The sequence below is a fragment of the Moraxella sp. CTOTU48841 genome (assembly GCF_032061225.1).
In the GTDB taxonomy this organism is placed as follows: domain Bacteria; phylum Pseudomonadota; class Gammaproteobacteria; order Pseudomonadales; family Moraxellaceae; genus Faucicola; species Faucicola cinerea.
In genome coordinates, this window is sequence record NZ_DAMBFQ010000005.1 from 128,978 (window position 1) to 152,804 (window position 23,827).

Here is a 23,827-nt window from a genome sequence, read left to right on the forward strand (position 1 = left end):
CGAGTCGCGGACGATCCACCATATCCAAAGCCCTTATCGAATTGATAAGGGCTTTTTTTATACCATTGATTTTATAACGCTATGATTTAGGCTAGCCGTTTAGATTAGACAAATAAAAATTAACCACTCTACTTCAACGCATCCTTGATTGCATCAAATAGCTGGCTTAACGTTTAGTAAAGAAAAAAGCCAAACCATTAAAGGTTTGGCTTTTAACAGCAGCGCTATCGGATGCTGTCAAGATAGGCTATGACTTTTAGTGTAGCTTATTTTTGGTATGGATAGTTAGGTGATGTACTTAATACATAGCCTGTTGCACCACCTGCGGCTGCACCGATTGCTGCGGCTTTACCGATGTCGCTACGGTCGCCATCTGATTTTGCCAGTGCACCTAATGCGGCGCCCGCTACCGCGCCTTGCATTGCCGCGCGAGAAGAGCCTTGTGTAGTAACACGGTTACCATAAGCATCAGTGGTTGCACAGGCTGTTAAAGCTGTTGAACCAACAAGTGTTGCAAGTACCGCAAGTGTTTTAAGTGATTTCATACTTTTCTCCAGTAGGGTTTCCATTTGCTAAAATGTCAGGTGCTTTTAGCAACTTACGGAAGTTATATTAGCGTAAATTTTTCACTCTATTGTTATGAATAAAGACTGATTTATACGTGTTTTGTAAGTAACCTTGCTATAGTTTGGGCAGCGAATAACTTACTCAAGGTTACGTTAACTTTTTCTACAATACCGAGCATATATTAGGCATGATAACTGTTTAATAAATCGGTGAATTGCGCTTCAGTCACCACTTTTACCCCCAGTTTTTCGGCATTGGCAAGTTTACTACCCGCTTTTTCGCCTGCGAGCAGTGCGGTGGTTTTGGCAGAAACGCTGCCTGAGACTTTTGCCCCTAATGCTTGTAGTTTAGCTTTGGCTTCATCGCGTCCCATGCCTTCAAGGGTGCCTGTAATGACCCAACTTTGACCTTTAAGCGGCTGATTACTTTCAGGCACTTGGCTGACAGGCTGCCAATGAATGCCCGCTTGTAATAATCGATTAATGACTTCGATATTGTGCTCGGCACGAAAAAACTCAAAAATCGAGTCTGCGGTTTTTTCACCGACATCGGGGGTTTTTTGTAAGGCTTCAATACTCGCTGCCATGAGCGGCTGCAAGTCGCCAAATTGCATGGCTAAATTCATCGCCGTGCTCTCGCCTACGCCACCAATACCCAAGGCAAAGATAAACCGCGGTAAGGTCGTATCTTTACTTTTTTCAATGGCAGCTAGCATATTTTCGACAGATTTTTCCCCCAATTTTTCAAGGTTGATGAGCGCGTCGCGATGATTGTTGAGCGCATAAATATCTGCGACATTTTTAACAATACCCTGCTCAAAAAAGTTAATCAACCAGCGCTCACCGAGCCCATCGATATCCATCGCTTTACGACTGACAAAATGAATCAGTGCTTCTTGTTGCTGGGCTGGGCAAAATAGCCCGCCGGTGCATCGTGCCAGCGCTTCACCTTCTGGCATGATAACGGGTGAATCACACACCGGGCAATGCGTCGGCAAGCTCACCACTTGGGCATTGGCGGGGCGCTCGTCCGTCCAAACGCGCGTAACTTTGGGAATGACATCACCGGCACGGTGTACGCTGACCATGTCCCCTGCTCGGATATCTAAACGCTGAATTTCACCGATATTATGCAGGGTCACATTGCTCACCGTGACGCCACCGACATTGACAGGTTCAAGCTTGCCCACGGGCGTCAACTGACCTGTGCGCCCTACTTGCCATTCAATCGCATTTAAGCGGGTCATGACAGTTTCGGCAGGGAATTTATACGCAGTTGCCCAACGTGGCTCACGGCTTAAAAAGCCTAATTGCTCTTGCAAGGCTAAACTATTAACCTTAATCACCGTGCCATCAATTTCAAAGGGTAAGCGACTGCGTTTTTCAATCACCGATTGATAATACGCTTGTAGCTGCGCGGCTGTTTGCACGATTTTGATATCGCTGATGCTAAAGCCCAACGCTTGTAGCCAAAAAAGCGCATCGGATTGGGTGGTAATCTCAGCGGGTAAGCCCTGATTGACGGAATAGGCATAAAACGCTAGCGGACGACTTTTGGCGATATTGGGATCAAGCTGGCGCAAACTCCCTGCGGCAGCGTTACGCGGATTAGCAAAGGTTTTCTCCCCTTTTGCTTGGGCATCCCGGTTGAGCCTTGCAAACCCCGCTTTGGGCATGAGTACTTCACCGCGCACTTCTAGCCGTGGTATATCAATCGGCAACTGCAGCGGTAGATTTCGAATAGTACGCACGTTTTGGGTAATATCTTCGCCCGTTTGACCATCGCCGCGCGTGACCGCTTGGATAAATTGTCCGTTTTGGTACAACAGTGAAACCGCAAGCCCATCAAGTTTGAGCTCGACTTCATATTCGGGGTTTTGCTGATGGTCCGCCAAACGGTCATTGACCCGTCGCATAAAGTTCTGTAAATCATCAAAAGTAAATAAATTACCCAGTGACAGCATGGGTATTTGGTGGGTGACTTGGGTAAAAAACGGCAACGGCTTGTCGCCTACTTGGTTGGTAGGGCTATCGCTTTGTACCAATTCAGGATGGGCGGTTTCTAGTGCCACCAGTTCTTGGCGAAGTTGGTCGTATTCGCTATCTTCTAACAGCGGATTATCTAGGACGTAGTAAGCGTGGTTATGTTGTTTTAACTGTGCAATGAGTTTGCGCATTTGCGCAGTAATGGCGGCTGTGTTCATAATGATTATGATTTAAAAAAGATAACGGATATTTTACAACAAAGTGATGGTTTACTTGGTCAATTTTTTCAGTCATCAGGTCAGTCAAAACAATAAAACTTTTAACCATAAAAAAAGGCACTCGCGAGGAGTACCTTGTTTCATTTTAATAAAATCTATCGACCAAAATTAATGGCAAGCTCGCGCATGGCTTGGGTGTTTTCTTTGTTAATCGGCTCGCCTGTGTCGTCATATACCGTGGCATTTAGGTCATTGGCAAGCAATCCTGCGATACTCATCATGCTATCAAAGCCTTGAACAGGGCGTGGGTGTGGTAGCGATAAAAATAATACCAAGCCTTTCATGGTTTGCGTCGGTAGTCGATTGAGATCGAAAGGTGAAATACCTTCATTATCAATCATCATCAGACTAAACCACAATAAGCCTGTCCCGTCTTTGTTTTCGTAGCGATGGAACATATTCATCGCACCAAACTTCAAGCCATACTTGTCAATCAGCTCTAGCAGATAATCGCCTTTAATGTCGACAAACTGCTGATTAGGAAAAATACTGATGTTGATATTTTGAATCGCGTTGTTGAGTGGGCTGTTTTGTTCTTCGTCAATTTGCGCTTGGATATGGGTATCCAAAATTGGGCTGTTATCGGTAAAGCTGTCATTTTTTAGTTGATTTTCATCGAAAGTATGCACAACAGGGCTGATAGTCTCTGTGGCATTGGCAAGCATGCTAAAAGCGTCGTTTTCGTTTTCCACAAATGTATGGGTTTCTGCCAATAATTTGTCATTGGCAGATTTAGTGACATTGGCATTGGCAAAACCGCCATTGGCTGTATAGTTGTCTAGGTGCAACTCGGTATCGTCCGCGCTTAGCTGTACTTCGCCTTTAGGATTGTCGGGTGTAATTTCTGCTTTAAACAGCTGGCTTTCTTCGGGCTCAGGGCGCTGATGGCGTGGAATAATAGGTAGACCATCTTTGTCATGTTCAATCGCGTCAGTCGCTAATACATCTTGGTTTTTTTGACGAATGGATTTTAGTAGCGTGTAAATACCCCAAACGATAGCAACAACCGCAAGAATGATAAGAATAAGCTGAGTGATAGACATAAACAACGACCTTTGAGAAAGACGATAACGACCCTGTTTGTAGTGTAAAAATTTTTACATCGGTATTTTTGCCGTTATACTATCATGACTTCATAAAATCAGCTAGAAAAAACCGTGACAAGGCTTGACTTTTTGCTTATTTGACAGGTGAAAATCGTTTATGCCAAATAAGCTTCCACCTCAGTCATATCGACACTGACCAGCTTGGACACCCCCGCCGTTGGCATGGTCACACCTTTGAGCTCATCGGCAATTTGCATGGCAAGTTTGTTATGACTGATAAAAACAAACTGTACGTCTTTGGCAAGCTGCTCAATTAAGCGGGTAAAGCGCGCGACATTGGCATCATCGAGCGGCGCATCGACTTCATCGAGCACACAAAATGGCGCGGGCTGCTGTTTAAAAATAGCAAAGATTAAACTTAACGCCGTCAAGGTTTTCTCACCGCCCGATAACAGCGCTAGCCGGCTGTTCTTTTTGCCTTTCGGCTGTGCCATAAGCTCTAACCCTGACTGCCAGCCTTTGCCGCTGCCATCTTTGTCATGGGTATGGTCTGATAACACTAGCTGCGCTTGCCCGCCGCCGAACACTTGGGTAAATAGCTTGTTAAGTTCGATATTGACTTGGGTCAACATATCCATAAAAAGCTGTTTGGTCTGACTGTCAATCTGCTGGATAGCAAGTTGCAATTTGTCAATACTGGCGGCCAAATCCGAGATTTGCTCAGCAAGGGGCGCCAAGCGGCTGTTCACTTCACTGAGCTCGGCTACCGCGGCATGATTGACTGCCCCAAGATTAACCACCTGTGATGCTAACTGATCGAGTTGTCGCTGTAGTTGCTCGCGTTTGCTGCTACCCAGTAACTCAATGTTGTCAGTTTTTGGCACGGGGATTTTGCGACTAGTCAATTGCTCACCAATCAATGCCACGTTTTGTTTTGCTAGTGCCAATGCCGTGTCGGTGGTGTGATATTGCTGTTGTAGTTGGCTTAACTGCTGCTGAGACTCTTGCACACCCAATTGCGCTCGATGTAGCTCGGTTTCCATGGTTTTCAAGGTGATTGTCAATTGCGTAACGCTGTCATTGGCGGTTTGCAGTTGCGTCGAGTCCACCGTGAGTTGCTGTTGTAGCTGGGGCAAGCGTGCCTGCTGCTCGCTAATTTTATGACTCAGCAGCTGCTGCTCACTGGTGAATCTTGCTTGGTCTTGCAAAGCTTTGGCAAGTTGCTGCTCACTTGCGGTGATTTGCAATTGTCCGGTTGCCAGTGTTTGGGTGATGCGATTTTGTTGTTGTTCTAGCTCACGCTGTTGACTGGCAAACTGGTTTAAGCGTTCATCGAGTGACTGGCGTTCCCTGATTTGCTGATGTAATTGCGGTTGTAAATGCGAAAGCGTGTTGCTTAGCTCATAAACCCGCTGTTGCTCTTGGTGCAATTTGTCCGCAAAACCTAACCCCTCTTGTTGTAGACGCTCGCTGTCACTATCGAGGCGTTTTTTATCTTGATTAAGTTTATCGAGTGCGGATTGATAGCGATACTGCTGTTGTAGTTTTTGTTGCTGGCATTGCTGTTGTTGCTGGGTTAGGCTTAGCAGTTGATTGCGAGCAGCTCGGTCTTGGGCTTGCCATTCTTGCAGACTAACTCTCGCTTGTTGCAAGCGATCGGCTAGACGCTGTAGTTGCGGTTGTTGCTGCGCTAAGTGTTCATCGAGCTCTTCAATACGGGCTTCATTCATCAACTGCTGGCTAAAACTGATAACCTGCTGACCCTCAGCTTGCAACAAATGGCTTAGGTTAATTAGCAGCTGCTGATTACAGAGTATCAGCTGTTGCGCTGAGGTCTGCACCAGCAACCAATCGCCCGTTGGTAAGTTATCGAGCAGCCCTTTATCCTGCACATCTGCCCAGTCAAGTGGCGTCGCACTGATCCAAACCTGCTGAAAAATAGCCAGATTGGGCGCCGCAATCAAAGCAGACAGTGGCAAACAACCTTTTATTAGATGACTGTTCGCTGTATGATTTTTCGAGGTGTGATGTAAAGTTGATTGATTATCAATAAACACCGCATGGTCATTGATGATTTGGGCAAAATCTTGGTCAGCAGCGATAGACCATTTGGCAAATACCGTAACTAGGGTATCAAAAACATTGGCATACCCCTTACCTGTTTCGGTCAATTGCAGTTGACTGATAAGTTTTGGCAAACTGCTAATATTTTCTTGATTGGGTGACTGGTGGATAACTTGGGCAAGGGCAGTTTCTTGTTGTGTTAGCAAATTTTGTAGTGTCGCGTGCTCGGTTTGCCACGCTTGATACTGCTGCTCAGCTTGGCGATGCTGCCGGGTTAAGCTGTCAACTTCATCAGCTTGGTCAGCGATAGACTCTTGACGGGCGATGATATTGGCTTCAAGACGTTCAATCTCATTACTGAGTCTCGTCATTTGCGTGTCTAGCTCGTTGTCATCAAACGCTGCAAATTGCTGATCAAATTTGGCGTTAGCAGTCTGCCATGCCAGTACGGCTTTGTCATGTTCGCTTTGGCGTTGTTGTTGGCGCTGTTGTTGGCTGGCATGGTGTTTGAGGGCATTTTCACTGACGGCAAGATTTTTTTCTACGTCTTGCTTTTGCTTATTTAATGCCACTAAATTTTTTGCAATTTGCTCACGCTGCTGTTTGCAATCATCTTGTTCATCACGCAATTGGCGCAACTGTGCGGTGAGCTGTTCAAGCTTTGCAGGTAAGCCTTCAATACGCGTTTGCGCTTGCTGTTTTTGTGCTTGCAACTCTTGTTGATACGCTGTAAAACGCCCCAGCTCAACATTGAGGATATTCAGGCGTTGTTGGTCATTGGCAAGGGCTTGTTCAGCTTGTTTCAGTAGACTTTGCGTTTCATGCTGCTGCTGCCAATAATCCTTAGCAAGATTTTGCTGGGTTTGTAGAGTCTGCTGTTGCTCAGTCAGAGCCTGCTGGGCAAGTTGCTGCTGCTCGATTAAACCTTCAATGAATACTTGCTGAGCATCCACACGCTCACGCATCGCTTGAAAATCTGCCGCGAGTGTTTGCTGTTTTTGCCATGCCCGCCCATAGTCATCAATGAGTAGCTGCTCACTGATCGCTTGCTGCGCTTGTTGCCATTGCTGGGCTTGTTGTGCCGTTTTGGCTTGTTTTTCTAGGCGTTTTTGTTGGCTGGTCAGTTCGCTGACCATATCATGCAGCCGCGCTAAATTATCGCTTGCGGTATCGAGCTGTTTTTGGGTGTCATCACGCCGGCTTTGGTAGCGCGACACGCCCGACGCCTCTTCGATAAACTCTCGTAGCTGCAACGCATTGGCATCAATGATGCGCCCTATCATACCTTGCTCAATCACCGTATACGACCGCGCACCAAGACCTGTGCCCAAAAAAATATCGACCACATCGCGGCGGCGTACTTTGGTGCCATTGATAAAGTAATCGGATTTGCCTTCTTTATTGATTTGCCGGCGTACTGATAATTCTTGATACAGATTGAGCGCGTGGTGGATGCCGCTGCTACCATCTTCGCCGCGGGTATGTTCAAACACCAATTCTACGCTTGCCAAGCTTTTGGCGGACTTGTCTTGCGTGCCGGCAAAAATGACATCACTCATCGCGCCGCCACGAAGCTGCTTGGCGGAGGATTCGCCCAGCACCCAGCGGATGGCATCAATCACATTGGATTTGCCGCAGCCGTTGGGTCCGACAATCGCGGTGATGGTTTTGGGGAAATGAAACGTTGTTGGATTGGCAAAGGATTTAAAGCCTGCCAGTTTGAGCTGTTTTAACCGCATGTTGCTAGAGTGTAGGTATCAAAAAAAGGCGCTTATTTTAGCAAAATTTTAGCGATTATTCATTAAATCTATGCTGACTTGATCTATGCTGAATTGGTACACAGAAATCAGGCTAAACCTGCTAAAGCCTTAAGTTGATAAATCTGCCATAGCATAAAAAACCGCTAAGTGGATTAGCAGTTTTATCAATCAGGCTATTGGTTAATATTATTTTGCCGGTGACGCAGTAGCAGTCGCTGTATTTGCCGTTGCAGTTGCTGTATTATCGGGTGCAGACGCTGTTGTGGTGGTCGTTGTCGTCGTGGTGGTGGTTTCAGTCTTGGCTTCTTCTTTTTTGCCACAACCCACAAGGCTGATGACCGTTACTAATGCGATTAATAATTTATTCATAGTTTTCTCCAAAAACGGTTAATGTAATCATCCATCTGATAACTTGATAGTCTGATAACTATATGATCCCAATAACTATATCACTAGGTCAATCAGTATCACTGGGCTAATCAGTTTATAAAATCTCAACTCAATTTTACCAATCATGTTATCAAGACGTCATGGCATTTTATGAGTTTTCTGACCGTTTGGGTAGCGGCTGTGACAATTTTTTTAAGGGTTTTATGTAAATATTTATGCGTATCATCAGTCAATACGCCCAATACACTAAATTTTACCCACGCGATTATGTGTTACAATAATCATTAAAAATTAACCACTAAAATTTAATCGCTAAAAATTTTTAAAAGAACTATTGCTTATGTCTATGCTGCTCTCCTCACCCAATGTTCAAGCCGTTCGCGCTTATTTACTTGATTTACAAGACCGTATTTGCCAAGCGCTAGAACACCAAGAAGCTACTGGCGGCTTTAATCTATATGCTGAAGGTGCCAGCAATGCCAAATTTGTCGCTGATGTTTGGGAAAGACCCACTGAGCAAGGCACTCATCAAAATTTGGGCGGTGGTCGCTCCAATGTACTCCAAGGCGGCAAAGTGATTGAAAAAGGCGGGGTGATGTTTAGCCACATTGTTATCAACCATCTGCCAGCCACTGCCACCGCTCGCCACCCTGAACTTGCCGGTCGCCAAGCGCAAGCACTCGGTGTCTCGCTGGTGATTCATCCGACCAATCCCAACGTGCCAACCAGTCATGCCAACGTGCGCATGTTTATCGCGGAAAAAGAAGGCTACGAGCCGATTTGGTGGTTTGGTGGGGGCTTTGATTTGACGCCGTTTTATCCTGTGATGGAAGACTGTGTGCATTGGCACCAAGTGTGTCATGATTTGTGCGCGCCATTTGGGAGTGACGTTTATCCCAAGTTTAAGACGTGGTGCGATGAGTATTTTTATTTAAAGCATCGTAACGAACAACGTGGCATCGGCGGCTTGTTTTATGATGATTTGAACACCCTTAGCATGGGTTGGGATTTTGATAAGTGCTTTGCGTTTATGCAGGCGGTAGGCGACGGCTATCTTAAAGGTATTATCCCGATTTTTGAGAAACGCAAACACATGCCATACACGCAAGCGCAGCGTAATTTTCAGTTGTACCGTCGCGGTCGCTATGTCGAATACAATTTGGTGTATGACCGCGGCACCTTGTTTGGCTTGCAATCAAACGGGCGCATTGAGTCGATTTTGGTCAGTCTGCCACCGCTCACCGGCTGGGAATATCGTTATGAGCCTCTCGCAGGAACGCCTGAATTTGCACTCACAGATTTTTATCTAAAACCCAGAGATTGGCTGAACCTCAAGGCTTAACAAGAAACAATCTTAATAAAACACAATAAAAAAGGGCAATCACAATTGCCCTTTTTTTAATGGGCGATTAACCCATTAAGTTTGGTTGTACGATTTCTATCCAGTAACCATCTGGATCCAAGATAAAGGCAATATCTTTCATCGCACCTTCTTCAGGGCGTTTTTTGAAGGTGACTTGATGTTGCTCAAACCAAGCAACCGCTTCTTGCAGATTTGGCACGGCAAAACAAATATGCCCAAATCCTTGTGGTTCGCTGTTGCCACTGTGATAGTGAAACTCTGCATCAGACTCAGTGCCATAATTATGGGTCAATTCTAGCACCCCTGGCTGACTAAAGGTAAATGCGGCTAAAGCGGCGGTATCGGTCGGCAAATTTGCCACCTGTTCATCGGTGAGCTTTGCCAAAAAATACAAATCAAATTCCGCTTGTGGATAGCGTTTGGTTTGTAGTAGCGTCATGCCTAACACATCTTGATAAAAAGCCAAAGACACTTGCGGGTCTTTCACCCTAAGCATGGTGTGGTTAAAGATAAACCCATTGGTAGCGGACAAGTTTGACATAGTGATCCTTATTGTAATATGCCTCTAAAAGAAAAAACCTTAAAAGAAAAAGATGTTGACTAAACGTCATTAATAGCGAGAGTCTGCCAAAAATTCAATACTGTTTAATTTTAATTAACTTTTGGATAAAAATATAGCCCTTATTTCTCATAACATCATGGCTCATAACATCATTGCTCATAACATTACGCTTAGGTAAGTTGCTCAATTCGCTATTTACTATTCAATATTCGCTATTCAATACTCGCTACTCAATAAAAGTCACTTTACCGGTGTCCAAATCATACACTGCCCCAACAATAATTAAGCTACCATTATTAACCGCATCTTCAAGAATACGAGAGCCGTGTTTGAGCTGGGTGACTGACATACGCACGTTGGCTTTAATACCCCGATTAATCAACTCTTGCTCGTCAATGTCTTGTCCATTGGCGGTATAGATTTCATGCAAGTTGTAAACACTGGGACGAATCCGGTCAACAATCGAACGTAAATTGGGCGAAAACTGCTGATCAGGATTGATCAGTGTCTCCACACAAGCCGTCACCGCACCGCAATGTGAATGACCCAACACCACGACTAACTTGGTACCGAATTTTTCAGCGGCAAACTCAACCGAGCCAATCTGAGACGGCGCGACCACGTTGCCTGCTACACGAATGACGAATAAATCACCCAAACCTTGATCAAAGACAATCTCAGCGGGCACGCGCGCATCAGAACAACCCAAAATAATCGCAAACGGTTCATGCACGTGGGTGAGCGCATTAGACGCTAGCAAGGTTGATTGGGGGTTTTGCACATTCTCTACGAATCGTGCGTTGCCTTGTTTGAGCATCTCGAGCGCTTGCTCGGCAGTTTCTGGACGCGGTAAGTGACTGTTTGGCATTTGGTTTTCTCCTTTCACCCTGTGATAATAACGAAATTTTTGATGATATAAAACGCGATATTTTTTATCATTTTAAACTTTTTAAAACTCAAAATTTTTTCAAGACGGCTCTATCGCTACTATAATACCTCATCGCCTGCCACAGCAATATGCCCATCGGCTATTTGGTTCTTGACTTCCTCCCCTTGCTAAAGCAAGGGGATTCCTGCTCCCAGACGGCCAAGCCCGACCGCAAGAATGTTCCGACTGGCATTAATATCTCTATCATGCCATGTGCCACACATTGCACAAGTCCATTCTCTTATTCCAAGCGATTTTCTACCTTTCGGACTATTGGCGGTGATTTCACCGCAACACGAACATCGCTGGGTCGTGTATCTCTCATTCACGATTTCAAAACGGCAACCTGCGTTCTCGCATTTGTAGGTCAGTTGTCGTTTCAGTTCAAACCAGCCTGCATCGTAAACCGATTTGGCGAGTTTGCCTTTTTTACTATTAAATTGATTACTCTGAATATCACCCACCACGATTAGCGCATTATCTTTAACTAATTGGGTGGTGAATTTATGGATGAGGTCTTGGCGTGTATGTTTGATTTTGGCATGAATCGCTTTGACACGCTGTTTGTTTTTAGCTCTTTGAGCAATGGCTAACGCTTTAGCATATTTGAGCGTTTGCTTAATGGTGAGTTTGTCAGCGTTTGAGACGGTGGCACTGTCTTTAAGCCCTAAGTCAATGCCTACACTGCCTGTACCGCATTGTGTCTTGGGGTAGTCTTTGACGGTAATACAGGCATACCAACGGTTACGGCTGTCTTGGACAATTTCTAGTGTGTTGATTTGATACAGCGATAGATTGTAGCTGTCCCATAGGTCGATGACTAGTTTTTGTCCTTTGGCTAAACTAAGCTGTAAGGTGGATTTTAAGCCTTTTTTACCAATTTGGTGTGTGGCGATGTGTTTGATGGCAGATTGTTTAAACGGTAGCCAACCTAAGCTTTTACGCTTAGAGCTTGGGTTATTGGTTCGCCAGTTTAGTTTGGCTTTTTTGAATTGTTTTCTAGCTTTGGCATGGGTTTCGTTGATGGCTTGAATGGTTTGCGAGTGTAAGCCAAGTAGTTCACCGCTACCTTTGGTGTATTCGTTTAGGTCGTAGGCTGAAAAGAACTTGCCAGTACGCTTAAGATGCTCATAGCTTAACGCATTAACGTAGTTCCATACGAAATTAACCAAACCACTTAGGCGGTTAAGCTTTGCTGTGTGTTTATCTCGTATGCGTAGCTTGAGTGTTTTCATGCAAATTATTTTAGCAAAATTTATGCAAGCGTTATAGTGTACAAGTTGCCTTATATCCACCGCCTAAAGTCGGTGGTTTTACGGCAACGGCTGATAAAGACTGAGCGCGTCGATGGAATTCGGACGTTGGCTGATGGCAGCTAAGGTTTTTAATGGGTACGCCTTACGCTGCTGTTTGCCAAGTGCAATACTATCTGCTTGGCTTAGAAGCTTGCCTTGGTAGCGATGGCGCGTCAAATCCACACACTGAGCATGCTGTAAGGATTTGGGCAAAGCAATAGCGATGGGCAGCGCGGCTGTTGCGTGTGTTGCTATTTTTTTGGTCGCTGTTTCTTTAGCGGCTGGTTTTTTTGCGGGTATTTTTTTAGCCGTGGTTTGAGAAGCCGTATTGTTTGCACCTGCTTGAGTGGTTGTTGTTTGGGCATTTGTTGTTTCAGTCGTTGGGTCTTGAGGCTTTTTTTGTTAGGCATGGCGTGTCTCTTAAATTTTCAATAGGTAATCTTCAATCATTCACTGGCTAAATTATCATCACATAAAAGTCGCTCAAGCTTGCTATTTTAATGGCTTTGGTAAAAAGTTACGTTGCTTATTTGTGCCAAATCAACCTCTTATTATCCACTAAAATTTTATGAACAGCAGGTCAATTTTCAGTAACATTTTTTAATTTTAGCCGTTATACTGAACGCAACTTTTAACTGTATTTTCACAGGTGAAACTATCGAAAAACTCTGTATTTATGTTGTCATGCTGATTGCGCTTTGACCCTACATAAATATGCCATTTTAGCCCGCTATTTTAGCCTTGCCGTGAGATTGTGCCTATGTCTGCATCAACGTCCGCATCAACGCCACAAACCACCCTAAACGCACCATCAGCTATGCCTGATAGCGCCCAGCCGACCAACCAAAAACCTGTACTACTACAAATCCGTCATTTATCCAAATCTTATGGCGACACCCAAATTTTGCAAAATATCAATCTAGATATTTATGACGGGGAGTTTTTGACGCTGCTGGGTCCTTCTGGCTGTGGCAAAACTACCCTACTACGCTTGATTGGCGGGTTTGAGCTGCCCAATGCCGGTAGTTTGCAGTTAGAAGGGGTTGATATTGCAGGCTTACCTGCGGAAAAACGTCCGATTAATACGGTGTTTCAGCAGTATGCCCTGTTTCCGCACATGAACGTGTACGACAATATCGCCTATGGACTAAAACTTAAAGGCGTGCCCAAAACCGAAATCGACCAGCGCGTGCGTGAAGCGCTGGCAATGGTACAACTTGACCATACCATCAATCGTCGTCCGCAAGATTTGTCGGGAGGTCAGCAGCAGCGTATCGCCATCGCCCGTGCTGTGGTCAATCGCCCAAAAATGCTGCTACTTGATGAACCTCTATCAGCGCTCGATGCCAAACTACGTGAGCAAATGCAATCAGAACTCAAACGCTTGCAGCGTGAACTGGGTATTACCTTTGTGTTCGTGACCCACGACCAACAAGAAGCCTTGTCGATGTCTGACCGGATTGCCGTCATGAAAAACGGCGTATTCCAGCAAATTGATACGCCCATTGGTATCTATGAATCGCCTGCCAATTTATTTACCGCAAGCTTCATTGGCGAAACCAATTTGTTTAAAGGTAACGTGCTAGAGGTCAATCCAGCCACCATCAAAGTGGAAGTGGTGGAGCAAAATGACGGCTTTCATCCGATTCGCGAATTGCCCCGTCCAAAATTTGACGTGCAAGTCGGTCAAAATGTCAACTTACTGCTGCGCCCTGAAGATATCCGCGTGTACTACACCCATGAAGCTCATGAAGGCTTAATCGGCAACGTGGTAGACAGTGCCTACAAAGGCAGTACCCTAGATTCTGTGATTCGATTAAAAAACGGCAATATCGTCAAAACGTCAGAGTATTTTAACGAAGACGATCCGAATTTTAACTATAAACTGGGTCAAGAAGTGCGTATTGACTGGGTCGATGGTTGGGAGTGGATTTTGCCAGATGAATAATACTACTTCACCTTCGACCTCTAGCGTTTCGGCTGCTAACACGCCTGCCCCTGTTATGACAAAACAAGGCGGGCGTGGCTTTCAGCGTGCGACCCTGTTTGTGATTTGGGCATGGTTGATTATTTTTGCCCTGATTCCCAATATCTTGGTGATTGCCGCCAGTTTTTTGACCCGTGATGAAGATAAGTTTTTAACACTGCCTGTCACCATGGGCAACTATATTCGATTGATTGATCCGCTTTATTTAAAAGTGTTTTTGCATTCGCTGTCGATGGCAGGGATGACGACGATTATCTGTTTGCTGCTCGGTTATCCATTTGCCTACTTGGTCAGTAAAGCCGATAAAAAATGGCAGTCATTATTGATGTTACTGCTCGTGATTCCGTTTTGGACCAACTCATTGGTGCGTCTGTATGCGGTGAAACTCATTATGGCGGCCAATGGTCTGCTCAGCACCCTGCTGATTAACCTTGGGCTTATCAACGAGCCACTGCAAATTTTATATACCCAAAAAGCGGTGATTGGCGGTTTGGTGTATTTGCTGTTTCCGTTTATGGTACTGCCCCTGTATGCGGTATTTGTGGATTTGCGTGACGATTATATTTTGGCATCCAAAGATTTGGGCGCTAACAAGCTACAAACCTTTTGGCACGTGATTTTGCCGCTCACTACACCAGGGATTATTTCAGGGGTATTGCTGGTGCTGTTGCCTGCCATGGGCATGTTTTATGTGGCGGATATCTTGGGTGGTTCGCGCAACTTGCTGGTGGGTAATATCATCAAATCACAGTTTTTGGATGCCCGTGACTGGCCATTTGGTGCCGCGGCGTCCGTGCTATTGACGCTTGCCATGGCATTGCTGATTATCGCGTATCGAGCCAGTAGCAAACGTATTGGCAAAACTAACTACAACGAAGTGGCATAAGGGGGACGGCTATGTCTAATACTATGAAATGGCTGTCTCGCCTGTATTTGACCGTCGTATATCTGCTGATGTTCTCGCCGATTGCGGTGATGGTGATTTTCTCGTTTAATGCCTCAAAAGTCGGCTATCAATGGGGCGGTTTTAGTACCCATTGGTACAGCGAGTTATTTAGTAATGCCGCGATGGTACAAGCTGCCATCAACTCGGTCATATTGGCGGTAGTGGCTGCGACGATTTCTACTGCGATTGGCGGTTTGACGGCGTTAGCGTTACAGCGTTATGACTTCAAAGGTAAATCGATACTACAAAGCTTGCTATTTGTGCTGATGATGTCGCCTGAGATTGTATTGGCGATTTCGCTATTGGCGTTATTTTTGATTGTGGGGATACAGCTGGGTTTTGTGACGTTGCTAATTGCGCACATTACCTTTTGTCTGCCCTTTGTGGTGATTACGGTGACTGCGCGTCTATCTAGCCTCGACACCCGCGTATTGGAAGCGGCGCGTGATTTGGGTGCCAATGAATTTACCATGATTCGTACCGTGCTTGTACCGATTATTTTGCCTGCGATTTTGGCGGGCTGGGTGCTTGCCTTTACCCTATCACTTGATGATGTGGTGGTATCGACGTTCAATACAGGACCTGATTTTGAGATTTTACCATTACAGATTTATTCGATGGTGCGTGTCGGGGTAAAACCTGAAGTCAATGCCGTTGGCACAATCTTGCTCGCAATCTCGCTACTGGGTCTGATTATCTCGCAGTTATTACTTGCCAAAAAGTCGATGAATCTACCATCGACCCAAAAACGTTAAGGAGACTTATATGATATCTCGGATGCTCAATAGAAGACGTTTTTTAGGGTATGGCTTGGGTGTTGGCGGCGCCGTTTTAACAGGGGGACTGGCAAGTAATCTAACGGGTTGTCAAAAAGCGGGCGAAACCGCGGCTAGCGCTTCCGCGTCTGCGCCTACTGTCAGTCAAGGCGGCAAGGTTGTCAATGTCTATAACTGGACGGAATATATCTCTGACCAAGTGCTTAAAGATTTTACCGCAGAGACAGGTATCGACGTTATTTATAGCACCTTTGATTCTAACGAAGCCATGTATGCCAAGCTCAAACTGATGAATGGCAGTGGTGAGTATGATGTGGCGTTTCCAGGAACGGATTTTGTCGACAAAATGCGTAAAGAAGGGATGCTTGAGCCGCTTGACCATGCCAAATTAACCAATTTTGGCAACCTTGGCAAAACCTTTATCAATGCCCCTTTTGACCCTGAAAACAAGTTTAGTATTCCCTATCTGTGGGGCTCATCAGGCATTGCAGTCAATACCAAACGCATTGATAAAGCAAGCTTGAGCAGCTGGAATGACTTATGGAAGCCAGAGTACGAAGGGCGCGTGATGCTGATGAATGACATCCGTGACGTGTTCACCATGAGTCTATTGACCCTTGGCTATAACGGCAGCACCAAAAACCCTGAAGCCATCAAACAGGCGTATGAAAAACTCACCAAGCTGATGCCCAATGTGCGCACCTTTAATTCAGATGCACCGCGCATGCCGTTTATGGAAGGGGAAACTTACTTGGGCTTGGCTTGGAACGGTGAAGTCATCATGGCGCAAGACCAAGGGATGCCAGAGCTCGACTTTGTGTATCCAAGAGAAGGCGCTATTATGTGGATGGATAACATGGTCATCCCCAAAAATGCCAAAAACAACGACAACGCCCACAAGTTTATCGATTTTATCTTGCGACCTAAATACGCTGCCATGATTAGCGAAGAAATCGGCTACGGCTCGCCCAATGAGGCGGCAAAAAAAGAAATGCCACCTGAGCTTGCCAATAATCCGATTGTGTATCCGCCAGCTGATTTGCTAAAACATGCCATGTTTCGTGAGGACGTTGGGGATGAGATAATGGCGCTATATCAGCAGTATTGGGATAGGCTCAAAGTGGATATGTGATTTTTCAATAAGCGCTCATTAAAAAATTATAAAAAAAGCGGGCTTATGATTAAGTCCGCTTTTTTTACCCTAAAAATCTGCTTAGCGCATGGTGACAAACTCTTCTGAGCCAGTCGGATGAATCGCCACCGTGTCATCAAAGTCACGTTTGGTCGCGCCCATCTTGATAGCCACAGCAAAACCTTGAATCATCTCATCGACGCCAAAACCTACACCATGCAAGCCCACCACTTTTTCTTCCTCACCCACACAAATCAGCTTCATGTGGCACGGCTCACGGTGCTTGGTCACTGCACTATACATCGGGGTAAAACTGGATTTATAGACTTTAACTGCATTGATGCCATAGCCTTTGACCGCCTCTTCTTCACTCAGCCCTATAGTACCAATCGGTGGATGGCTAAAAATCACGCTCGGCACTAGGTTATAGTCCAAATGCTCATTGGGTTTGTTGTTAAACAAGCGCTCAGATAGTCTGCGACCTGCTGCCACCGCCACTGGGGTCAATTGAATACCATGTTCGATGATGTCGCCGACGGCATAGATACCTTCGACATTGGTATTTTGATAGGCATCGACTTTGACAAAGCCTTGCTCATTGACTTCAACGCCCGCTTTATCAAGATTGATGGTATCGGTTGCAGGTACGCGACCCGTTGCCCAAATCAAACAATCCACCGTCAAGGTCTCATTGTTTGACAATTCAATGCTCAATGAGCCATCTTGGTTTTTGCGTACTTGTTGTGGCAGCAATCCATAATGAAATTCGATGCCATCATCGTGCATGATATGGGTGAGCGTGGTGACAATGTCGGCATCGAAGTTTTTGAGCACCCGCTTGCTACGCACAATCAAATGGGTTTTTGAGCCCAGTGCATTCATCACCCCTGCAATCTCAACACCGATATAGCCTGAACCGACAATCGCTACCCGCGGTGGCAACTCGGTCAAGTCAAAAAAACCATCCGAGTCAATACCCAACTCTGCCCCTTCAATGGCTGGGCGAACAGGTCGACCGCCCATTGCTAGTAAAATATGGTCAGCGGTAATGGTCTCTACCGTGCCGTCATTTTTATACACCTCAACGGTATGTTTATCGGCAAATTTGGCAAAACCATGAATCACATCGACTTGGTTATTTTTGAGGCCATTGTTGTACGACTGATGAATGCGGGTGATATAAGCTTGGCGACTTTGTACCAATTTGGCAAAGTCAAATTGTTTAACATCCAAATCAAAGCCATAGTCAGGCGCATAATGATGTATCGCTGCTGCCATATTGGCGCCATACCACATCACTTTTTTGGGCACACAGCCAACATTAACGCAAGTACCGCCTAGCTGCTTGGCTTCAATCAAGGCACATTTTTTACCATAGCTGGCAGCACGGTTGATGGATGCAATGCCCCCTGACCCACCACCAATCGCGATATAATCATAATGTTTGCTCATAATTCTTCCTGTTTTTTGGTCATTTTCAAAATTATATGCGGTTATTTTACCAAGTTTTGGTGGTTAGAAAAGTTGTTAATTCTCACCTTTCTCATTGATAAAATAAAACAAATCAGCGCTTTTTTTGAATAATTTTAATAAAAAAGGTTTAAACACCCTTGTGTCACCGCAATTTGAATAATTTTAATAAAAAAGGTTTAAACACCCTTGTGTCACCGCAAAAGGCATCAGATAAAATCGGGTTTTTTTGGGTTGGCAAAATTCAATCTGCTGTGCCATCAATTGCGTGCTTAGTGTTGGGACAATCAGCCAAGCTTCATCGGCATCAAACTCACTGGCATAGGTAAGTAGTTGGTACATGTCTGCCAAGCTTATGTCGTTGAAAGTAGCAGTTTTTTTCCATTTTACATCGGCGATAATGAGTTTATCGGCAGACTTTAACCAAATATCGGGTTTGATGGTTAACCCTTGCTGCACGGTCAATGGTTGTCTTTTTTGCTCAACCAGTTCAAAATTCTGTGCTGCAAATTGTTCTTGGATTTTCCTGCCCACCCATTTTTCAAAGGCAAATGGCATATTCACCAGCCAAGTTGGGGTCAAAAACTGCCCTTGGCTACTGGCTTGTTGTAGCGTCAGCAGCGCATAACAAAAACTGATAAAAGTATAATTACGCTGGGCAAGCAGACTGGGCAACGCGGTCAATTCTTGTAGCGCTTGAGAAAATAAGATGTCGTATAAGTCTTTGGCAACGGTACCCACTGCCTGCCACTGCGGCGGTAATGGGCTCGACAATGGGCTGCTAGCCATGCTGCCAATCACTCGCTCGATGGTGGTTTTTACCAAACGATTGCCAGCGGTATCCATCGCAAAATTTTCAGTCTGATGATAAAACTTATGCGGCTGGTGGAGGTTATGCTGCAATTGCTCTTTGACCAGTAATTTACCTTGCAGATAAGGCTGATTTTGCTCAAATTGCTGATATTGCTGATTGGGCACATACTGCGCAAATCCCTGCCAAAAATATGCCTGCAGCCACTCGCTAAGCGATAGCGAATGATTGCTGGGTGGAGGATTGGGGGCTGGAGGATTGATGAGTAGTTGATTGGCTAGATTGGCTAACGACTTGGGCAATAAGGCTTGCCACACTGCTGTCAGCATCTGTTGTACCCATTGACGGGTTTGGGTAACTTCATCGGCATGAGTGATTTGGCTTTGTGCAAGTTTTGGCAAAATCTCCACTTGCCCGCCACTGGGCAACCCAATCACACCGATATAGTGGCGCACTTTGAGTTGCCACTGCTGCTGTTTACGCTCAATGCGGAAAACGTCAAAATTTTGCTCGATAAGCCAGTCAAAATCTTGCCCATCGTCAAAATCTGCCGCGGTCAGGTAACTATGTTCAAACGTGATGATGGCTTTCATTGGGCGCTTTGATAGATTGCAAGATAGCTATTTGGCTCATCAAGCGCCTGGGTATGGATGTCAAAACCCGCTTGCTGCGCCATAAATCCAGTTGCTTTTTTGTTATCAATCAGCCTGATAAAGCGATGCCCAAAGACTGCTTGCAAGATTTGTCCATGGTGCTGGCAGGCTTGCGCCACTTGTGGGATGATGGATTGGCTAAATGCAGCGCTTAACGCTGGCAACGAATCAATACCCCACAAAAAACTATGCCCTAACTGACTGTCTTTTGCCAAATTCTGCGAGATTCTTTCATTTAATGCGGTCAACAATTTGGCTAAATCAATCTCAATCCCATTTGCCATGACTTTACCCAATAACTGTGGCTGTGGTTGACATTCAATAAATTCAAAACGGCGGCGAAATGCCATATCGAGCGGCGCCAATGAATGATCTTGGCTGTTCATGGTGGCGTAGATATCGACATTGCTAGGCACACTAAACGGCTGACGCGAATACGCCAAACTCACCGACAGGCTATCTGTCTGTCCTGCGCGTTTACTCGGTTCAATCAAACTCATCAACTCCCCAAACACGCGGGCGACATTGGCGCGGTTGATTTCATCAATCAACATGGCATAACGGTGGCTAGGGTCATGTTTGGCTTGTTGACACAGTCTAAGAAAAGCCCCTGACTCAATGCGATAGCTCATCTGTCCATTGTCCGCGATGTGGGGACGAATCCCTTCGACAAATTCTTCATACCCATACGCTTGATGAAAACTGACAAAACTAAAGCGTTCTAGCTTTGGCTGTAAATAGTTGGGCTGAAACTGGCTGTGAATCGCCACTTGGTAATCATCAAGTTTGTTTTGCAAGTCTGCTAATAACGGCAAGCTGTCTGCTAATAAAAACCAATTACTGCTATCGTCTTTATCAAAATACGATTGGCTAGCTCTTCGATGATATTTGACACGGACTGAGTTCTTATCACTGTACATCATCAATGTGCCCCAAGCCGTTTGATTCAAATTTTCTTTACGGTCATTTAATTGCGCCTTCATCCTAAAAAATTGATGATCTATTATTTCTGGCACTTTAAGCAGTTTTCTACCTTGTTGATAATTATTTAGGAATATCAAACAAATCACCTCTCGCCAGCTTAGTGGCTTAAGCAAAGCTTTTAGCAATTCATCCGCATTGGCTACTGGCAATATCTCGGTATATTGTTTGGCGATTTGTTGCAGTCGGTAGGTCTTGCCTGTCCCTGCTACGCCCGTATAGATGATATTTTTTGGTCGCTCACTCATGATAGATTATCACTCACGATGGTCATACCTGCCGCTTTTGCTGCACGCGTTCCACCCGTCAAATGGACGATGTCCCGATTTGGGTCAATCTCATGGAGCAAAGCGACAGCTTTGGCGGCTTTGCTGCCGCCACCGCATAGCACATAGACGGTGCCATCCGTGGTTGCCAATAACTCTGCCGTCAGCGTATCCAAGGGTTGGTTTTTGGCAGACTCAATATGTCCTTGCGCAAATGCTTTACTATCCCGCACATCCCAAACGGTGTCGTTTGCGGTGGCAGAAAAGTCGGTAATGGCTAGCTCACGAATCATGGTTACCTCTTAATTTTTAATGTCTATTTTGTGATGGCTTATTATGGATAAGCTGACGAAATTTATCAAATCAGCGATTAATAACCAAATGTTTGCATCACCTTAACTATTTTTATCAAGTTTTTGACAAATTATGATTTATAATTCATTCCAATATTTTATGCATCTTAATTTTCACTTAAACTTTTATTATCTAAGGAGGGATGACATCATGACAACCGCTTCAACCGCGCATCTTGATCATCAGCATATCGCGCTACGTAATGACCCAAAAAAGGTCGCCGTGGCATCCATGATTGGTACGGCTATTGAGTTTTATGATTACTATATTTATGCCGCTGCGGCGGTATTGATTTTTAATACCCAGTTTTTTGATAAAACCGATGAAAAAGCGGCGATGCTTTACTCGCTTTCGACGTTGGCATTGGCGTTTATTGCCCGTCCTTTCGGTTCAGCGTTATTTGGTCACTTTGGTGATAAACTCGGTCGTAAAAAAACCTTAGTGGCATCTCTGCTCACGATGGGTTTATCAACCGTAGCGATTGGTTTGCTACCAACTTATGCCCAAGTAGGCGTCATTGCCCCATTATTGTTATGTTTACTTCGTGTGGGTCAAGGGATTGGTCTTGGCGGTGAATGGGGCGGTGCTGCCTTGGTCGCCACCGAAAATGCGCCAGAAGGCAAACGTGCTTGGTATGGTACTTTCCCGCAGTTAGGCGCGCCGATTGGGTTATTTTTAGCCAATTTAGTGTTCTTTTTACTCAGTTATTTTTTAGGAAAAGATGCCTTGGTCGAGTGGGCATGGCGCATCCCGTTTCTTATTTCAATCGTGCTTGTAGGTGTGGGTCTTTGGGTACGTTTAAGCCTGCATGAAAGCCATGTATTTCTTACCGCTGAAGCCGAAGGCAAAAAAGTTAATGCCCCTGTGTCAAAAGTCATCACCCAATATTGGCGTCCGATTATGCAAGGCACATTCTTGATGGCGATGACTTATGTGATTTTTTATATCATGACTGCCTTCGTACAAGCCTATTCAAAAAGCCCGGCAAAATTGTCTTCTTTTGGCTTCCCAACAGGGTTAGGTATTGCCCCAAATACCTTTACTGGCTTTTTATTGGTGGCTGCGATTGTGTTTGGTATTTTTACCAGTATTTCAGGGATTGGCGCTGACAAAATCGGTCGTAAAAAATGGCTGATTGGCGTGACTATATTATGTATGGTGTTTGCCTGCTTTATGCCAATGCTGCTTAGCAATGGTACACCAACCACGGTATTTATTTTCCTCATTTTGGGCATGGCATGTATGGGTATGTCGTTTGGTCCAATGGCAGCATTATTACCAGAGCTGTTCCCCACCGAAGTACGGTATTCAGGTGCGTCACTGGCTTACAATCTAGCGGCGATTGTGGGTGCATCGATTCCTGCGATTTATGCCATCAAAATCAATGAGCAATATGGCATGAAAGGTGTGGCTATATATATTGTGATTAACGGTTTGATTTCTCTCATTGCGTTATTTTCAATTAAAGAAACCAAAAATATCGATTTGATGGACTAAAAGATAGATTAGAAGATAGACTAAAAACTGATACCTAAAAAACGCTGGCAAATGCTGGCGTTTTTTTTGCCCAAGGCGGTTATAATAAACCTTTCAATACCATGAGACCTAGGATGAAAGCCTATAACCGCTGTGAATGGTGCGGTACGGACCCACTTTATCAAGCTTACCACGACAATGAATGGGGAAAGCCCAGTTATGATGACCGTCATCTATTTGCCATGCTGTGTTTAGAAGGCATGCAAGCGGGACTCAGCTGGATTACCATACTCAAAAAACGCGAGCGTTATTACCAAGTATTTGCTGATTTTGACCCTGCAATTATTGCGCAGTTTGATGATGACATGGTCGATAGTCTCATGACCGATGCGGGCATTATTCGCCACCGCGGTAAAATCAAAGCCATCATCAACAATGCCAAATGCTATCTAAAAATCACCCAAACGCAAGCTTTTAGCGATTATCTTTGGAACTTGTCGCCCAGCGGCGTGGCAAAAATACCACAGGATAACTACCCAAAAACCTTTGCTGATATCCCCACCAACACTGAATGTTCAAATAACATGTCAAAAGTGCTCAAAAAAGACGGGTTTAAATTTGTGGGCTCGACGATTTGCTATGCGTTTATGCAAGCAGTCGGCATGGTGAATGACCATGTAGCGGCGTGTGATTTTCGATAAGCGGGTTCAATAGTCAACAGCGGATAACATATTTCT

At 45.0% G+C, this 23,827-nt stretch carries 20 protein-coding genes and 1 tRNA gene (1 of these 21 only partly in view); 8 read left to right on the forward strand and 13 right to left on the reverse strand.

Annotation, left to right across the window (positions count from 1 at the left end; genetic code table 11):
- Window positions 1-21: transfer RNA gene (locus RT034_RS07260), tRNA-Lys, on the forward strand; it begins 155 nt to the left of the window's first position.
- A 245-nt stretch (window positions 22-266) separates the two neighbouring features.
- Here RT034_RS07260 and RT034_RS07265 read toward each other — a convergent pair.
- The 5 genes from RT034_RS07265 to RT034_RS07285 all read right to left on the reverse strand — a co-directional run bounded on the left by RT034_RS07265 (window position 267) and on the right by RT034_RS07285 (window position 8,069).
- Entirely contained in the window at window positions 267-545 is a 279-nt protein-coding gene (locus RT034_RS07265; protein WP_128679898.1) for a glycine zipper domain-containing protein, read from the reverse strand.
- A gap of 203 nt (window positions 546-748) precedes the next feature.
- Complete coding sequence (ligA, locus tag RT034_RS07270; protein WP_313015568.1) at window positions 749-2,770, reverse strand: NAD-dependent DNA ligase LigA; 2,022 nt, start codon at window positions 2,768-2,770, stop codon at window positions 749-751.
- A 155-nt stretch (window positions 2,771-2,925) separates the two neighbouring features.
- A complete protein-coding gene (locus RT034_RS07275; RefSeq protein WP_313015569.1) occupies window positions 2,926-3,873 on the reverse strand; it encodes a cell division protein ZipA C-terminal FtsZ-binding domain-containing protein in 948 nt (315 codons plus the stop codon).
- Window positions 3,874-4,031: 158 nt separating this feature from the next.
- On the reverse strand, window positions 4,032-7,679 hold the full coding sequence (gene smc, locus RT034_RS07280) for a chromosome segregation protein SMC (RefSeq protein ID WP_313015570.1): 3,648 nt from the start codon (window positions 7,677-7,679) through the stop codon (window positions 4,032-4,034).
- A 207-nt stretch (window positions 7,680-7,886) separates the two neighbouring features.
- A complete protein-coding gene (locus tag RT034_RS07285) occupies window positions 7,887-8,069 on the reverse strand; it encodes a hypothetical protein (protein ID WP_007115891.1) in 183 nt (60 codons plus the stop codon).
- 367 nt (window positions 8,070-8,436) lie between these two features.
- On the opposite strand from RT034_RS07285, the gene hemF reads away from it, so the two are divergent.
- Complete coding sequence (gene hemF / locus RT034_RS07290) at window positions 8,437-9,432, forward strand: oxygen-dependent coproporphyrinogen oxidase (RefSeq protein ID WP_313015629.1); 996 nt, start codon at window positions 8,437-8,439, stop codon at window positions 9,430-9,432.
- A gap of 67 nt (window positions 9,433-9,499) precedes the next feature.
- Here hemF and gloA read toward each other — a convergent pair whose 3' ends face one another.
- The 4 genes from gloA to RT034_RS07310 form a co-directional block, all read right to left on the reverse strand.
- Window positions 9,500-9,994: a lactoylglutathione lyase gene (gloA, locus tag RT034_RS07295; RefSeq protein WP_007115888.1), complete on the reverse strand. Its 495-nt coding sequence runs from the start codon at window positions 9,992-9,994 to the stop codon at window positions 9,500-9,502.
- A 247-nt stretch (window positions 9,995-10,241) separates the two neighbouring features.
- The gene (locus RT034_RS07300; RefSeq protein WP_062331404.1) at window positions 10,242-10,883 is read right to left on the reverse strand and encodes a carbonic anhydrase; all 642 of its coding nucleotides are present in this window, start codon (window positions 10,881-10,883) and stop codon (window positions 10,242-10,244) included.
- 188 nt (window positions 10,884-11,071) lie between these two features.
- Window positions 11,072-12,178, reverse strand: coding sequence for an RNA-guided endonuclease InsQ/TnpB family protein (locus RT034_RS07305; RefSeq protein ID WP_313015572.1), 1,107 nt, complete (start codon window positions 12,176-12,178; stop codon window positions 11,072-11,074).
- A gap of 78 nt (window positions 12,179-12,256) precedes the next feature.
- Window positions 12,257-12,451: a hypothetical protein gene (locus RT034_RS07310; protein ID WP_313015574.1), complete on the reverse strand. Its 195-nt coding sequence runs from the start codon at window positions 12,449-12,451 to the stop codon at window positions 12,257-12,259.
- A gap of 547 nt (window positions 12,452-12,998) precedes the next feature.
- On the opposite strand from RT034_RS07310, the gene potA reads away from it, so the two are divergent.
- Genes potA through RT034_RS07330 form a run of 4 tightly spaced genes read left to right on the forward strand, consistent with a single transcriptional unit; the run spans window position 12,999 to window position 17,079 of the window.
- On the forward strand, window positions 12,999-14,186 hold the full coding sequence (gene potA / locus RT034_RS07315) for a spermidine/putrescine ABC transporter ATP-binding protein PotA (RefSeq protein ID WP_409566333.1): 1,188 nt from the start codon (window positions 12,999-13,001) through the stop codon (window positions 14,184-14,186).
- Window positions 14,187-14,241: 55 nt separating this feature from the next.
- Window positions 14,242-15,111 carry a spermidine/putrescine ABC transporter permease PotB gene (gene potB, locus RT034_RS07320; protein ID WP_409566337.1) on the forward strand — a complete coding sequence of 290 codons (870 nt, stop codon included), beginning with the start codon at window positions 14,242-14,244 and terminating at the stop codon, window positions 15,109-15,111.
- 11 nt (window positions 15,112-15,122) lie between these two features.
- Window positions 15,123-15,926, forward strand: coding sequence for a spermidine/putrescine ABC transporter permease PotC (gene potC / locus RT034_RS07325; protein WP_203172133.1), 804 nt, complete (start codon window positions 15,123-15,125; stop codon window positions 15,924-15,926).
- A 10-nt stretch (window positions 15,927-15,936) separates the two neighbouring features.
- Complete coding sequence (locus RT034_RS07330; RefSeq protein WP_313015583.1) at window positions 15,937-17,079, forward strand: ABC transporter substrate-binding protein; 1,143 nt, start codon at window positions 15,937-15,939, stop codon at window positions 17,077-17,079.
- A gap of 81 nt (window positions 17,080-17,160) precedes the next feature.
- Here the strand turns inward: RT034_RS07330 and gorA are convergent, their stop codons facing one another.
- The 4 genes from gorA to RT034_RS07350 all read right to left on the reverse strand — a co-directional run bounded on the left by gorA (window position 17,161) and on the right by RT034_RS07350 (window position 21,553).
- Window positions 17,161-18,531: a glutathione-disulfide reductase gene (gorA, locus tag RT034_RS07335; protein WP_313015587.1), complete on the reverse strand. Its 1,371-nt coding sequence runs from the start codon at window positions 18,529-18,531 to the stop codon at window positions 17,161-17,163.
- Between the two features lie 183 nt (window positions 18,532-18,714).
- Complete coding sequence (locus RT034_RS07340) at window positions 18,715-19,953, reverse strand: 5-methylcytosine restriction system specificity protein McrC (protein ID WP_313015591.1); 1,239 nt, start codon at window positions 19,951-19,953, stop codon at window positions 18,715-18,717.
- A complete protein-coding gene (locus RT034_RS07345; protein WP_313015594.1) occupies window positions 19,950-21,242 on the reverse strand; it encodes an McrB family protein in 1,293 nt (430 codons plus the stop codon). Before RT034_RS07345 ends, RT034_RS07340 begins: the two co-directional genes overlap by 4 nt.
- On the reverse strand, window positions 21,239-21,553 hold the full coding sequence (locus tag RT034_RS07350; RefSeq protein WP_313015596.1) for a rhodanese-like domain-containing protein: 315 nt from the start codon (window positions 21,551-21,553) through the stop codon (window positions 21,239-21,241). The genes RT034_RS07345 and RT034_RS07350 overlap by 4 nt, the downstream gene beginning before the upstream one ends.
- Window positions 21,554-21,764: 211 nt before the next feature.
- Between RT034_RS07350 and RT034_RS07355 the strand changes: the two genes are divergently transcribed.
- On the forward strand, window positions 21,765-23,111 hold the full coding sequence (locus RT034_RS07355) for an MFS transporter (protein ID WP_409566334.1): 1,347 nt from the start codon (window positions 21,765-21,767) through the stop codon (window positions 23,109-23,111).
- A gap of 113 nt (window positions 23,112-23,224) precedes the next feature.
- Complete coding sequence (locus RT034_RS07360; RefSeq protein ID WP_313015598.1) at window positions 23,225-23,791, forward strand: DNA-3-methyladenine glycosylase I; 567 nt, start codon at window positions 23,225-23,227, stop codon at window positions 23,789-23,791.
- The last annotated feature ends 36 nt before the right edge of the window (window positions 23,792-23,827 follow it).

What these genes read in the sequence shown, in the direction of transcription:
- gloA (WP_007115888.1), bottom strand. Translation starts at nt 9,994, where the DNA reads ATGTCAAACTTGTCCGCTACCAATGGGTTTATCTTTAACCACACCATG.
- RT034_RS07285 (WP_007115891.1), bottom strand. Translation starts at nt 8,069, where the DNA reads ATGAATAAATTATTAATCGCATTAGTAACGGTCATCAGCCTTGTGGGT.
- potB (WP_409566337.1), top strand. Translation starts at nt 14,242, where the DNA reads ATGACAAAACAAGGCGGGCGTGGCTTTCAGCGTGCGACCCTGTTTGTG.
- RT034_RS07350 (WP_313015596.1), bottom strand. Translation starts at nt 21,553, where the DNA reads ATGATTCGTGAGCTAGCCATTACCGACTTTTCTGCCACCGCAAACGAC.
- gorA (WP_313015587.1), bottom strand. Translation starts at nt 18,531, where the DNA reads ATGAGCAAACATTATGATTATATCGCGATTGGTGGTGGGTCAGGGGGC.
- RT034_RS07360 (WP_313015598.1), top strand. Translation starts at nt 23,225, where the DNA reads ATGAAAGCCTATAACCGCTGTGAATGGTGCGGTACGGACCCACTTTAT.
- RT034_RS07355 (WP_409566334.1), top strand. Translation starts at nt 21,765, where the DNA reads ATGACAACCGCTTCAACCGCGCATCTTGATCATCAGCATATCGCGCTA.
- hemF (WP_313015629.1), top strand. Translation starts at nt 8,437, where the DNA reads ATGCTGCTCTCCTCACCCAATGTTCAAGCCGTTCGCGCTTATTTACTT.
- RT034_RS07305 (WP_313015572.1), bottom strand. Translation starts at nt 12,178, where the DNA reads ATGAAAACACTCAAGCTACGCATACGAGATAAACACACAGCAAAGCTT.
- potA (WP_409566333.1), top strand. Translation starts at nt 12,999, where the DNA reads ATGTCTGCATCAACGTCCGCATCAACGCCACAAACCACCCTAAACGCA.
- RT034_RS07345 (WP_313015594.1), bottom strand. Translation starts at nt 21,242, where the DNA reads ATGAGTGAGCGACCAAAAAATATCATCTATACGGGCGTAGCAGGGACA.
- potC (WP_203172133.1), top strand. Translation starts at nt 15,123, where the DNA reads ATGTCTAATACTATGAAATGGCTGTCTCGCCTGTATTTGACCGTCGTA.
- RT034_RS07265 (WP_128679898.1), bottom strand. Translation starts at nt 545, where the DNA reads ATGAAATCACTTAAAACACTTGCGGTACTTGCAACACTTGTTGGTTCA.
- RT034_RS07340 (WP_313015591.1), bottom strand. Translation starts at nt 19,953, where the DNA reads ATGAAAGCCATCATCACGTTTGAACATAGTTACCTGACCGCGGCAGAT.
- ligA (WP_313015568.1), bottom strand. Translation starts at nt 2,770, where the DNA reads ATGAACACAGCCGCCATTACTGCGCAAATGCGCAAACTCATTGCACAG.
- RT034_RS07330 (WP_313015583.1), top strand. Translation starts at nt 15,937, where the DNA reads ATGATATCTCGGATGCTCAATAGAAGACGTTTTTTAGGGTATGGCTTG.
- RT034_RS07275 (WP_313015569.1), bottom strand. Translation starts at nt 3,873, where the DNA reads ATGTCTATCACTCAGCTTATTCTTATCATTCTTGCGGTTGTTGCTATC.
- RT034_RS07300 (WP_062331404.1), bottom strand. Translation starts at nt 10,883, where the DNA reads ATGCCAAACAGTCACTTACCGCGTCCAGAAACTGCCGAGCAAGCGCTC.
- smc (WP_313015570.1), bottom strand. Translation starts at nt 7,679, where the DNA reads ATGCGGTTAAAACAGCTCAAACTGGCAGGCTTTAAATCCTTTGCCAAT.